The sequence below is a fragment of the Paenibacillus sp. JJ1722 genome (assembly GCF_048282685.1).
GTDB lineage: Bacteria > Bacillota > Bacilli > Paenibacillales > Paenibacillaceae > Paenibacillus > Paenibacillus polymyxa_B.
This window is the reverse complement of record NZ_CP182500.1, coordinates 4,469,759-4,483,083: the sequence shown is the minus strand read 5'-3', so window position 1 is coordinate 4,483,083 and position 13,325 is coordinate 4,469,759. Positions and strand designations below refer to the sequence as shown.

Genomic DNA, 13,325 nt, shown 5'->3' with positions numbered 1-13,325 from the left:
GAGGAGTGTGCATTATGAAATATGAGGATGAAAAGATTTTGGATCAGCTCCGCGAGATGGAGAAGCTGAAGAGGCCTAACAATATTTTAGCAGGACCCATAATCATTGACGGTCAAACCTATGTGTTTGAAGAGCGATCTTTCTTTAAAGATCGGCTGAAAATGCATGTCCCCTCTATCTTTACTCCAATGCCCAAGCATTTGCAAAAGATTAAATATCCTCATGAGCAACGTCCAGAAATGATTTTGACGAATGATTTGGGCAGTGTGGATGTTACCCTGAATCGGGTGGACCAGACGCTACAAGATGAATGGGTGGAACAGCTCACTTCTGGCATGAAGGCAATGATGAAAAATATGAATCCTGCCCATGTATTTTATGAAGAAAAAATAGAAGAGGTACATGGTAAGCAGATTGGCTATTTTGACTTTAAAAGTCCTGCACTGGACCAGCCCATCTACCACAATATGTTCTACTTTGAGCTGGAAGGAAAGACGGTGATGGGAACATTTTGTTGTCCGTATAAGCAGTATGCTGAATGGCGGGATGTCGCCCTACAGATGATTCGTACCATTCAAACGGTTGACGAGGCAGAAAAGGAGGGATATGAATGAGTAACCCCATTTACACCACAGCAGATGTTCAGGTGGCCCCTTATCAGTTTCAGCGTGTATTAAGTATCCATCTCATTAAACAGTTAAACGAACATGTGAGTTTCTGCATACGTGGAATTGTTTCGGAGGACAAGCTGGATCAATACGTAGAAAAAGCGGATGAAGATGAGCACATCGAAGTCTTTTTAAAGAGTGAAGGCAAGGAGATCCGGTTTTTTCAGGGAATTGTCACGAATATTGCTGTAAAAGCTGTAAACGGAGTACGCGAGCTTACGATTGAGGCTAGCAGTGAAACCTTAATGATGGACATTCGCCCTAAACGTCGTTCATTCCAAAAAACAGGAGAGTCGTATAACAAACTGTTTTCGCATGTTACAAGTTCATATACTGATGCAGAAGTGATTGATGAGGCTTCTCATGGCGCAGCTATCGGTGAATTATTAGTGCAATACAATGAAACGGACTGGGCTTTTGTCAAAAGAATTGCTTCTCGGCTACATGCTGCTTTAATTCCAATTACGATGCAACAAGGACTGAAATATGTAATTGGTGTCCCCCATTCTAGTGCCCCTCAACCGCTGAGCGAACATAACTATTCCATAAAAAAAGACTTGAAGGAGCACAAGCTCATGTCCCGTAACGGACTGCCGGAATATGGCGAGTCTAACAGCTTGAGCTATGAAGTGACCAGCAACAAAGTGCTAGAACTCGGTAGTTCCGTCATTTTTCATAAAAGAACTCTTTACATAGCCAAGGCGGAAACGACCACAGAAGGAAATCTGATCGTGAATCGTTACATTTTACGGGATGCACATGGGTTAAAATGCCCAACCGTCTATGCCTATGATCTGTCAGGAGCCTCTCTGTTTGGCAAGGTGATTGATATTTCCAAAGAAAAAGTGAAAATCAAGCTGGAAATTGATCAAGACTCGACTGCATCCGGGGCTATGTGGTTTCCCTATTCTACGGTTTATTCTTCTCCTGATGGCAGCGGCTGGTATGTTATGCCAGAAGCAGGGGATCAAATTCGTCTGTACTTTCCGGATGAACGGGAGCAGCATGCTTTTGCCGCCAGTTCTGTCGATCTTGCCTCCTCTGATCCGGTTAAAAGGAGTGATCCTGCGGTCAAAAGTATCAGCACCAAGTACGGCAAACAAGTCGTTTTCAAGCCTGGTGCAGTAGAAATTATCAACAGTGGGCAAATGCTCATGCGTCTCACGGATGAAGGCGGGATTGAAATTAATAGTAACAAAAAAATAACCCTGTCTGCTCAGGAAGATATCCAAATTACAGGGGGAGCGAAAATTATTATGGAGGGGAAAGAAGGCGTAAGTTTTATTCAATCCGGAGCCAAACTCGACATCATGGACGATGTGAGATTAACCGGGGGGAAGGTGAACATTGAATGAAGCTCATGGATGGGGATGCTGCGTTGGAGGATTTGCTGGAAAAGCACGTATTTACGGAATGGCTACATGATTTGGCACTTATTGAAAACAACTTTCTGGCACGGCAGCAAGCCATTGAAGAGGAGCTTTTAGCAGCTTTAGAGTCGCTATGCCAGCTCGCTACCCTTCAGCACGAGCAAGGTCGCAAGGGGGATATTCGATATATTTATATCTCCTTGCTCAGAACCCGTGTTATGAAAAATAGAGCGGTTTATCGTATAGATGCCTATGATGAGAATTGGTTTCTGGATGAGGCTGAATGCGCTGTGGAATGGTCGGCAAACTTTGTTTTCGAGCCTCTGTTCAATCGCATGGCTAAGCTGGAAAAGCTCAAGTCCGATTATGCCCGTAAGATTACGACGATGGATATTGAGCAAATTCAACAAATTGAAGCGGTTAAATACCATCTGCTCACCGTTGAGTTTCTGAAAAGTCAGATGCCCGCCTTCGTTGCTTCCCCTTCACTAGAAAGGTTGCCGAAAGCTGACATATGCACGATATTTGCCGGAGAGTATCGAGATGATAGCGAAATATTGTGCCGTTTTACGCATAGTGAGGGAGCCGAGACACGAGAGGGGGAATCTTCATGGATTATTTCCTCTTAAAGCAGGATGTGCGGTATACCAATGTTCCTACGCTACAAAAGGTGATGGAAACGATTGATCCGTGGAAGCTGTATGATTTGCAGCCGGAGGATATTGTCAAGCCATTGATGTTTCACGTGAAGGCAGATGCAGAAAGTATTTTTATTGATTATCTAGAAGGTCCCATTCCTCTTATTTCAGATGCTTTAAAGCGTCTTGTCCAGGCCTATGTGCCGGAGATGCCTATGAAATTAACGATACTTACTCAGATCGAACAGAGGATACAGAAGAATTACTATATTCCTTTTGTGGAGCGGCTCACAGCTGTACATCCGGAAAGTGAATGGAATTTGGATCAAAGTGTGTTTCGAAAGCTGGTATTACAAGCAGATGCTATTCGGAGCCACAAGATATTTACAATCCAGGAGAGTGCTATCCCGATGATCATCGTCCGTTTAGACGTGGCGGAAAGTATATTGCGGCGTGATTACACAGGGATCGCTTTGGAGCAAGTCGAGGTGAAATAGGGAGGGAAAGGGCACATGTCAGACAATGAGTATTATGTCGTACGGGGGGCCTGTATGCGTTGCACTTGCGGGACCCATCCTCGAAAGATCAATTTGCCGAACAGCCACGGGGCTTTTGTTAATGGTAAACCCATGATGAATGAAGGAGATTATTCTCCTGAAAATGTCCCTCATTTTGGAATTTGTAACAGTCCGGAACAGCCGAGTGCCGAGACTATATATCTGATCGCCGAAGATGGCTCCACTATTTCTGGAAAGCCATGCCTGCCGATGCTGACGGATAAGTGGAAAAACACAAAAGAACAGACAAAGGTGGAAGGCCAGCCAGCCTTGACGACCTCTTCATTTCAGACTTGTTTATATCATGGATTTATCGAATTTCATACGAATGGCCAGCAGGAGGAGTAGCTGGAAGGGAGGTTTGAAAACATGATAGGATATGATCAGATTCGAATAGATTCCCCCTACCCCATTCAGGTCTTAAAGGATGTTCAGATCGAGTGGAAGCCGAGTGAGCATGGGCGTATTACACTCACAGGCATTTGTAAGGAGTCGAGTCATGCCACGGCTGCGCTAGATGCGACCTCAGAGGATCAGCTACATGTGTATGCGCAGAATGGACAAGAAGAAATCAGCTTGTTTAAGGGTGTCGTCCATACAGTGGAAGTTGAGAACCATAATGGAGTATATACACTTACACTGGAAGGAATCAGTGGCTCATTTGAGCTGGATATTGTCAAAAGAAAGCGGTCTTTTCCTGAGGAAAAACAAACATATAGACAGTTAGTGCATAAGCTTGCTCAAGGCTATGAGCAAAGTGATGTCTTGTTCCAGACCGGAGAGCAGTCGGTAGGCGAAGCCATTTTACAATATGATGAAACCGATTGGGAGCTTATGAAACGGATGGCGAGCCGTTTACATACAGTGGTGGTCAGCGACATATGGGAGTCCGCAGCGCCGAAGCTGTATTTCGGCATGCCTGCTGGCACCCAACGAACGATTCGGAAGGATACGCCTTATACGGCAAGTAAAGATTTAAAGGGCTATCAGTGGGCAGGCGGAACGTCAGCCGGGCTACATGATACCGACTTTTTCAAATACGAGATCGAAAGCGGAGAACGGTATGCTCTTGGAGACGAGGTGCAATTTCGCCAGAAAACAATGATTGTAACTGAATTGCGAAGCCGCATGGAAAAGGGGCATTTGCTATTCAGTTATGTGTTGGCCCGCGCGGAGGGCATTCGCAGTGATTTCATCCCCAATCCCAAAACAATCGGAATTTCTCTGGAAGGAGAGGTCCTCGCGGTACGGGGAGAGGAAGTGAAGCTGCAGCTGACGATTGATAAGGATGATGGGGTATCCGAGCCGCATTGGTATCCATTCGCTCCCCCAACGGGAAGTGCGATGTACAGTATGCCGAAGGTGGGAACACAGGCAAGCCTGTATTTTCCAGATGCGTCTGGTTCCAGAGCAATGATTTTGGGTGCGGTTCGTACAAATGGAGACGGTTGCGCGAAAACGAGTAATCCCAATGATCGATATTTTGGTACGGAGCATGGAAGTGAGCTGAAAATGGCACCGGGTCGCATCCATATCATGGGTGATCCGGGTGGGACATTGCAGATGAGTCTGGACGATGCTACTGGGATTGAAATAACTAGTCCCAAAAAGCTAACACTAGAAGCAGAGCAGAAAATCATTCTGAATACGCCGAAGAAAATCATTATTGACGGAACCAGTCAGGTCATGGCGTACCAGACGGGAGGAAGCACGGGACTTTCGGTAGAGAACGAATACCACGTGTTGGGAGGAAATGTATGGGCGGACGGTAGCGACCGAACCGCGTACCCGCCGTTCGACGATGAGCCGAAGGAAGGGCAGCCACCTCCACCGCCGCCACCCCCTGAACCGTTTAACTGGGGCAAGCTGGGGATGAATATTTTGGGCGGTTTGGCGGTTGTCGCAGCCGTAGCCGTGGTAGCAGCCATTACGGTAGCGACGCTTGGAGCGGGTACGGTGGTCATTGCGGCGGTAGCCGGAGGAGCACTGCTGGCGGGTGGTTTGGGCGTAGCGAGTTTGGCGGCATCGGATATCGCTCGAGGGGAAGTGAGCGACTTTAGTGACTATGCCCTGACCGGCTTAAAAGAAGCGGGGATCGGGGCAGTGTCTGGAGCGATCTTTGGTCCACTCGGTGTAGGAGGAACGTTGCTAAGAAAAGCAGCGATCGGCGGTGTAACAAATGCCGCGGAAAATTTGGCGAGTCAGGTGCTAAGTGGTGAAAAGATCAACTGGGGCTCAGTAGCAAAAGACGCAGGACTAGGTTTTGTCACCGTAGGCGTACTGGATTCCAAAGTAGGCAAGGCCATCGGCGGATTCGCGGAAAAGGTAGGCAGCAAAGTTACACCGCAATGGATTAGCAAAGGTGTAGATGCAGTCGGGGCAGGCTTTGGTAAAGCTGTAACCAAACTGGAGCAGACCGGCAGTAAACTGGGTCAGAAGTTCAATGAGCAACTAAGTAAAATGGCAGACGGCCTCAGCCCCGGGAAGTTGGCCACAGCCAACGGAGCGCCAGTTCCGCACGTTAATAAGATGGACAGCGGACCACTTCCACAGACGGATGTGCAGAAGAATTACAACAAGGTCATGAAGGAAATGGAAGAGAGCGCGGCGAAAAAGGTTGAGGGGACGGGTAAAGGTGATTCAGGTGGTAGTAAGGCTGACAATATCAAAAAAGAAATTAAAACTTTAGATGAACAAATAGCGAAATTGAAAAAAGAAGGAAATGAGGATGACCTCAAAAGATTAACACGTAAAAGAAACAAATTGGCAAACAAACTAGATACTAAAGATGAAATTAGTGATAATTTTGACTTGAAAGACGCAAAAGAACATGAAAGAAAAATCGATAACTCTAAATATTTTAGTCATGATAAAGGTGATTTTGGAGAAGAAGTAGCGAAAAAAGTAGCAAAAGATAACAATTTAGGTGAAGACATTTCAGATTTTTTCCAAATAGGTAGGAACGGTGTAGATGCGACATTTTTATCAAAGGGTCCTCCACCAAAATTAACAATGATTGAATCAAAAGCATCAGATTCCGCCAGTTTTAGTTATTCTAATAAACAAAAATTAGGAGGGGAAGCTTATTTTCAAGATATGCTAAAAAGTAGCAATTCAATATATGCGGCTTTTCAGACTAAATTGAAAAAACTAAAAAAGGAGTATCCTGGATTGCAATTTGATTTTATTAGGGTAGAAACAGATTTAAAGATAACCAAAACTGGATTTGGTGTAGACGAATTAAAGATAAAAGATTGGAACAAAGCAATAGACTAACCTTAAGGAGGACATAATGCTAAATCCAAAAAAACTAGAAATGGCGTATAGAAGATACAGTAAAAACTTTGTTGACGGGATCAAATTTGAAGAAATTAAAAATGAATATGAAGAGTGCCAAAGTGAAATAATTAATATCGTCGATTTGAATGCTGTAGAGAAGGATCATATTTTATTAATAGATTTAGACTCAGTTTTCTCATATTACCTCTCAAAATGGAAGTACGATGTTTTAATTAATGGTGGAAATAGAGTAGAAGAATTGAAAAAGATGCAAATGGTCGTTTTTTACCAGTGTATGGGGCAAGATCTTTATAAAATCCGTTACCCTGGGATGATGCCAGAATACTCGTTTCGGGAAGTCATAACAGCCTTAATTCATTTCACGATGTTTGGGTGGGAGAAAGAAGAAAACATATTATTTGACTTTATAGAGAACAACCTTGGAAGTAATATACTAGAAGCTAATGAATGGAACAAACATACGTGGTTTTTATTGGAGTTATACTTACAATATAGAAATAAAACTATTGCGGGAACGAGTCAATACTTGCATATAGCTGTGAAAGAAAAATTCAAGGAAGCTGGGCTTCGATACGATTTAATACCGGAAGACCTGGATGTTTATAAGGGAGTGTTGGAGCAATGGAAAACTCGTGATTCGGAAGTAATTAACCGCCTGATTGGTGAAATGTCACTTTACCACTCGATGTTAGCCTCAGAAATAGGCGAGTCCATGGAATTTGGCGACTTTAGATATGGATTCTATCCATATGAAATATTGTTCTTGCTTTACGTAAGGAATAAATTGAGTCTACCTGTTTTCAATCATTTTGACGATGTATTGATGAACACGCCAGAAGCGAAAATGGAAATTGGAGATCATGAATCTTATCCGGAATGGGACACGCTGTTGCGCCTCATAGATAACTTTTATCGTAAAAATTATCCCGAATATATTCCGAATAAACATGGGGAATTGTTTCAATAATTATAAGCGGAGGAAATCAACATGTCTGATGAGGAAATCGTACAGCTCATATTTGAAGATCGCCAAGACATGGAAGTCATTCTAAGTGATTTGGAGGAGTTAAGTATCTACGAAAGTGTATTAAAATATGGTCTGTCTACGAAGAAATTTCTCTATCTTGATTATCGAGGTGAGCAATCTATGGAGATTGTTAACTATATTTTGGATTATGAATTTGCTCATAACCTTGAATTGGCTTCCCGGGAGGAATTGGAGAAATTGGGGGAATTTGAATATGAGTATGTGCCTGACAAGATAAAAGAAGTCAATAATCTCATTTATCCAAAAAAGTATGGATTGTTTGCTTATCCAACTGGTGGCGACTATTATGCTTTATTTATTGCCAAACTGGAGCACAAATCTAAACTGCTGCGAGAAGATCTATTGGTTGATGAATGGACACCTCCCAAAGAAAGATGTATACAGTATTATTATTAACCCCACTTTCGTACTATAAATCTCTGATCTAACTCCTTGTAAACTTTCCAAAGCTTGTTCCAACTTGAATGATGAGGGGGAATGAGCTTTTTTGCATGCTCAAAATCAAAGGAGGGCAAGAGAAATGGCAAAGCAGGTTCAGGCAGGAGAAGAAAAATTGGGATTGATTTCACAGACACAAGCAGAGTATCAGGAGATAAGAGGCTACTGCCAGAAAGTACAAGGGTCACGGCAACAGGCGGACAGTTAAGATGCGCTGATAGTAGTCAACATTATTTACGGCATGATGAAGGACAAAACAGTATTCCGCATGCCTGAACAAGCAGAAAAAAAGAAAACTAAACAGATGGAAATACTAGTATTTTAGCAACCATCTTACTTTTCAATAGATTAGCTTTACAACATAGGGAACGGGTAGTGCTAAAGACAAAAGCTAATTGAGAATTAGAGATCTTGCTAGGGAGCAGTTAGAGAAGCATGTTCAGTTCCTCAAAGACGAGAGTAACAATTCAATCCAAGTGTAATGGAATCCTGACTTAATTAAGAAAGTACAAGAAACAAGAGGAAAGCCAAAAACGACCCCAAAAATCCGTACAAGGATGATGAAAGTTTCAAATCATGGCATGTTGAAAATTGTGCTGAGATTCAGGCGGTCATCGACTTTTATAGTCAACATTAAAAATAGAAAATATACTAGTAAGTATCTTTAAAGGTAAAGAGAAGTACTACCAGCCATGTAAAACTGTGAAAAGACATTTTTTGATTTTATTGATGACTTTCATGAATAGTATTTTTGAAAAAATAGGAGAATGCTTATGGATAACTTATCATATGATGCGAGAGAAATACTAATACCAGCAGGATGGAAACCAATTAATGAGGTTGACTTAACCGCAACAGTAAAGTTATTAGAAGCAATGGGGTATCAAGTATTCGATTCAGTGATTGATGCACTAAGCGTATTTGGTGGAGTCGAATATAAATTTAAGCATCCCGATGGAAGTTTGGAAACCTTTATTTTTAGTCCTGAAGAAGCTGTAGGGGATTATTATGAAAAAGAAGACTTCGAGGAATTTGAGGCATGAGTAAAAGAGCCGCTTGTTGTAGTTGAAGAAGCATATCGCGGAAATTTAATAATGTTTATTTCGAAATCCGGGAAGGTATACGGAAAAAATGGATATTCATTATTCAAGTTCGGAGATAACATCTTCGAAGCACTAGATACTCTATGTTTATTTAGAAAACCAGAAGAGGTAGAATAATAAAGTTCAGCTATCGGCTGAAAGGAACCTAGGCAAGATGACGGCGGACATGAATTGCAACTTTTAATAAGGTTAGTACAACAACTATAGTAATGAAGGTAGACAAAGAAAGTTACTTTAATCGCAGTTCAACTACGCGTAGCAGGGATTATTGTGTGAGAAAACCATTTGGTGACGACCGGTCAACCGATACAGGTAAAAGGATAAGTTTTAGGTTAGCACCCTTACCCTCTAATACAATCCGAAATTAACTTTACCTTTGTTTCTAAGTCGTGAGCCTGTTTGGGACAGAGGCGGGGGCGTAACAATAGATTTGTGGGAAAGGTGGTTTGATAAGCTATGAATTACGGAGTACACAGTAATTTAGTTGAAGAGGTTATTCAATTCTCAAATTCTATGATGGATTTTCCAAAAACACAGAGACCTCAAAATATTGTTACAATTAATCAATATGAAGAGGCGAAAAGGCTAGCCATTACTGAAGTTTTCGGTGAAGATGAATATACTTGGTCCGATATAAGACAACTTGAAATGGGAAAAGTTAAGGGGAAGTTGTATAAATTAGATTCTTCCCAAAAACCTAGTGGTTTGGATGAATTAACTGGATTAATAGCTGATGGTCTTAGAAGTCAAATAACGGACTCTTATAGTGATTTTTTTGAAAGTGTTGTAGTAGATTTGAGAAACTGCGCAATAAATCGTGCAATAAATGGTGAGATTGAAAATTTTTACGAACAAATTTTTAGAATCTATAAGGCTGGTGGTTTTCCATGTGGGTGGGATGGTGATTACCCAGAAGAAGGAAAACTTATTGCTTACTTTGCTTAAAAACAGTAATGCTTTTGTTTACTTTTTTTGACTAAGGGATTGTAGATACAATCAATAAGTAGAACGTTATACCAAACTTAAACAAATACTTGAAAAAATCAAGAAAGCTTATTCCAACCAACTTGATCCAATGAGAGAAATAAGCTTTTTTTATATCTAAAAGCATTAGTAAAAATAATCAGAGCACTCCAAAAATAGGCAGCAAGGTCGCACATAAATATTTGTTTCAAAAAATAAAACTAAAATAAGGGGAAGACAATGAACGAAGTAAAGGATTTTTATGATAATAAAATATCTAAAATTGACTTTTTCAGTAACTGTGGGGATGCTATTAATGCTACATTCAATGTTAATGTTACGCAAGTACGCAACTGGGTTGATGTTGAAAAAAAAGTCAATTCTACTTGGGATAATGTTAGACTCCAAATAAGAAATCAATTAACTTCGACTCTGCATGAGAACTGGCGAGAAGGGTACAGACAGTGGAATAATATTACTATGGAGGCTAAATTATTACTTAAGGACGGAGTCCTTAAAAATATTTCTACATTTATACAAGAAAATAAATTAAATAATTGTATATATGAGAGCGTTGAGTGGGATTTGCTTACTGCAATGATGGAATATGCATATAGCACATATGTAAAACCAGGTTTTCATACAGAATTATTGGAAATATATAATTCAGGGCATATACCTTGTGGTTGGAAGGGTAAGTGGCCTCAAGGAAGCCTATTGATATTCTAACAACCTATGGGGAGACTTAATATAAAGAGATTGCTTAGAAGAGGAAAGTGAAAATATTGGATATAAATGTTCAATTATTAGAACATTATAAGAAATACATTGGTGAGCCAGATTTAATAAACATAGAGACCGCTTCAGAAAGTTTGAATATAAACTTAATCATTTTTCGAGCAAACGAACAACGAGACTATCATACTATTATAACGTCAGGAATGAGCTTATTACCTGCACAAGTTTCAGAGGATAATAAAGATTGGGAATATACAGAACTCATCATGTATCTTCCGACATCATGGCCTGTGGCTAAAGAAGACATTAAAGATTTTAAAGATTATTGGCCATTTGGTTGGCTAAGAAAACTTGGCAAGTTCCCGAATGAAAGAAGCACTTGGTTTTGTTATGGAGACACTATACCTAATGGGGATCCTCCAGAACCAATTGCAAATAACAATGATTTTACTTGTATGCTATTATTACCTCCAATTCGTGAAGATGAAGGATTTAGTTCGTTAATGTTAAGTGAGGATAAAACAATACAATTTTTGGTTGTTTGTCCAATATATCAGGAAGAAATGGAATATCAATTATCACAAGGCTTTGGTGCTCTTCTTGAAAAGTTTGATGAATATAACGTAAATGATATTGTTAAAGTTAATAGATTAAATACATGTAAGCAAGGATGTTAATAGCTAATTAAAGAGAGCAAAAACAACAGATTGTGAAATGAAGTTACACAATTAATTGACTCCAAAAATTATAATTGATCTTTAAAAAACTTATTTCACTCGAAAAATGAGAGGAATAAGTTTTTTACTTGTAGAGAATGACCAGTTGTGTGCTCATTCAAATACTGGTGAATAACTCCTAGCCCCCAAAACAAGCAGTAAACTTGTATGGGGGCTTTTCAATAATTAGCTTATTTCTAATCAATCAATCTTATGAAAGCCTATACATTCTTTTAAATAAAAAAGTTGACATATATTTAAAAATAGGAAAAAAGTCACTAAGACTAAAGTCACTTGTTAGATGAATGATGCATTCCTTAATCTGATGAAATTCGGAATTTTTTATGCTAGATAGATTGTCCGAAATTAAGCTAGAAGTCAATGGGGTTGTCGTATCAAGGAATAAGCCCTTTTTAGGAATTCATAAGTAGAAACGGGAACGGAGAAGTAGTGCCATTGCGCAATTGTGCTTGTCCTTTATGAGTTTTTCTTATCGCTCATTCACATATTATTAATTCAGTTCGATTAGATTAGAATATTTGCATACATATGTATAAAAATGAGTATTAAGTCTCAGAAACTCCCTTTGCTACTGCGAATTGACAAAATATGAAGCAGTGGCTAATATGGTTGGGAACACGGGAGATATTGGAATTTATAAAGGGGTAATGAGTTTTGAACAAGAGACTAGATAACACATGTAGTAACAAAATGAAATGGGGCCAAACGATTTTTGGAGCGCTGTTGGCGCTTAGTCTGGTGTTACTCAGTGGGGGCAACGCGTGGGCCTCATCCAATGAACAATTAAAATGGATTGAGGGTGGCCGAAAGGTAGACCTGGGAAAAATGGCTACGGTTGAACTGGACTCATCTCTTCTTTTCTTGGATGCAGCTAACACAGCAAAGGTAAGCGAGATGAATCATGAGAAGCCATCCGGCAAGGAGATTGGGAGTATATTTCCGAAAGATGAAAATCAAAATTGGGAAGTTGTTTTTGAATACTATGAACTTGGACACATCAAAGATGATGAAAAAGAAGACATCGATGCGGATGGCATTCTAGATAGTTATAAAGAGGGTACGGAAGAGAGTAACAAGGAAAAAGCGGAAAGTGATCGCCTGTATGTTACGGGTTGGGATGTGGAGCCTTTTTATAATGAAGCGACCCATAATCTAACCTGGTCTATGCTGGCGGAGGATGGGAACAAGGAAAAGCTGATCAATTATAATGTTCGTTTGCTCACTCGTCAGGGTTATATCTCTGCAATATTAGTGTCCGATCCTGCGCATTTGGACGCAGATAAGAAGTTTTTGAATGAGAAAATATTACCCAAGCTGACAGTCAAATCAGGTGAGCGGTACGAGGATTTTAATGCTTCAACGGACAAAATTGCCGAATACGGCCTAACCGGATTGATTTTGGGAGGAGCAGGCTTGGCAGTAGCTAAAAAAGTAGGCTTGTTGGCATTACTCATTGCTTTTTTTAAGGGCGCGGGAATTAAGGTTATCATACTTATTGGTGCTGCTTGTGCAGGTATGTTTGGTGTAATAGGCAAGTTTTTCGCCAAATTATTTCGCAAGAAAAAATCGGAATCCGTGCACAATGAAACGAACGTTCAGGATCAGTCAGAAACACTACAGTAAAGATAAAAAACACTCTATAAAATTGCTGATAAATAGGGGATGATGATTGAGCGCAAAACACAATCTCAGGCAGCCTGGAAGCACACTTGGATACGTAACTTGAGCAGAACTAATTTACATGAACAGATGATCATGGAGACGA

At 40.5% G+C, this 13,325-nt stretch carries 13 protein-coding genes and 1 pseudogene; all 14 read left to right on the top strand.

All coding sequences use genetic code 11. The features are described 5' to 3' along the window. Nucleotides 1-14 precede the first annotated feature (14 nt). The 14 genes and pseudogenes from ACM1ND_RS19865 to ACM1ND_RS19800 all read left to right on the top strand — a co-directional run bounded on the left by ACM1ND_RS19865 (nt 15) and on the right by ACM1ND_RS19800 (nt 13,183). Nucleotides 15-614, top strand: coding sequence for a hypothetical protein (locus ACM1ND_RS19865; protein WP_076157599.1), 600 nt, complete (start codon nt 15-17; stop codon nt 612-614). Beyond that, nucleotides 611-2,023, top strand: a complete 1,413-nt coding sequence (locus ACM1ND_RS19860) for a phage tail protein (protein ID WP_068942041.1) — start codon at nt 611-613, stop codon at nt 2,021-2,023. The genes ACM1ND_RS19865 and ACM1ND_RS19860 overlap by 4 nt, the downstream gene beginning before the upstream one ends. Further along, a complete protein-coding gene (locus ACM1ND_RS19855) occupies nt 2,020-2,667 on the top strand; it encodes a hypothetical protein (protein WP_418026509.1) in 648 nt (215 codons plus the stop codon). The genes ACM1ND_RS19860 and ACM1ND_RS19855 overlap by 4 nt, the downstream gene beginning before the upstream one ends. Next, a complete protein-coding gene (locus tag ACM1ND_RS19850) occupies nt 2,649-3,173 on the top strand; it encodes a hypothetical protein (RefSeq protein WP_028542476.1) in 525 nt (174 codons plus the stop codon). Before ACM1ND_RS19855 ends, ACM1ND_RS19850 begins: the two co-directional genes overlap by 19 nt. A 15-nt stretch (nt 3,174-3,188) precedes the next feature. Continuing rightward, nucleotides 3,189-3,581 carry a DUF4280 domain-containing protein gene (locus ACM1ND_RS19845; RefSeq protein ID WP_023989844.1) on the top strand — a complete coding sequence of 131 codons (393 nt, stop codon included), beginning with the start codon at nt 3,189-3,191 and terminating at the stop codon, nt 3,579-3,581. 21 nt (nt 3,582-3,602) lie between these two features. Continuing rightward, complete coding sequence (locus tag ACM1ND_RS19840) at nt 3,603-6,509, top strand: hypothetical protein (RefSeq protein WP_076157595.1); 2,907 nt, start codon at nt 3,603-3,605, stop codon at nt 6,507-6,509. A 16-nt stretch (nt 6,510-6,525) separates the two neighbouring features. After that, nucleotides 6,526-7,500 carry a hypothetical protein gene (locus ACM1ND_RS19835; RefSeq protein WP_023989843.1) on the top strand — a complete coding sequence of 325 codons (975 nt, stop codon included), beginning with the start codon at nt 6,526-6,528 and terminating at the stop codon, nt 7,498-7,500. Between the two features lie 21 nt (nt 7,501-7,521). Next, nucleotides 7,522-7,977 (top strand): DUF6630 family protein, encoded by a 456-nt coding sequence (locus ACM1ND_RS19830; protein ID WP_068942047.1) that lies wholly within the window; start codon nt 7,522-7,524, stop codon nt 7,975-7,977. Between the two features lie 124 nt (nt 7,978-8,101). Then, nucleotides 8,102-8,227: a hypothetical protein gene (locus tag ACM1ND_RS19825; protein ID WP_023989841.1), complete on the top strand. Its 126-nt coding sequence runs from the start codon at nt 8,102-8,104 to the stop codon at nt 8,225-8,227. Between the two features lie 559 nt (nt 8,228-8,786). Next, nucleotides 8,787-9,239, top strand: a pseudogene (locus tag ACM1ND_RS19820) (SUKH-3 domain-containing protein). 339 nt (nt 9,240-9,578) lie between these two features. After that, nucleotides 9,579-10,067 (top strand): hypothetical protein, encoded by a 489-nt coding sequence (locus tag ACM1ND_RS19815; RefSeq protein ID WP_023989839.1) that lies wholly within the window; start codon nt 9,579-9,581, stop codon nt 10,065-10,067. A 258-nt stretch (nt 10,068-10,325) separates the two neighbouring features. Then, nucleotides 10,326-10,814 carry a hypothetical protein gene (locus ACM1ND_RS19810; RefSeq protein ID WP_068942049.1) on the top strand — a complete coding sequence of 163 codons (489 nt, stop codon included), beginning with the start codon at nt 10,326-10,328 and terminating at the stop codon, nt 10,812-10,814. Between the two features lie 47 nt (nt 10,815-10,861). Continuing rightward, nucleotides 10,862-11,500 (top strand): suppressor of fused domain protein, encoded by a 639-nt coding sequence (locus ACM1ND_RS19805; RefSeq protein ID WP_081384244.1) that lies wholly within the window; start codon nt 10,862-10,864, stop codon nt 11,498-11,500. 750 nt (nt 11,501-12,250) lie between these two features. Beyond that, nucleotides 12,251-13,183 (top strand): DUF2167 domain-containing protein, encoded by a 933-nt coding sequence (locus ACM1ND_RS19800; RefSeq protein ID WP_068942053.1) that lies wholly within the window; start codon nt 12,251-12,253, stop codon nt 13,181-13,183. Nucleotides 13,184-13,325: the final 142 nt, after the last annotated feature.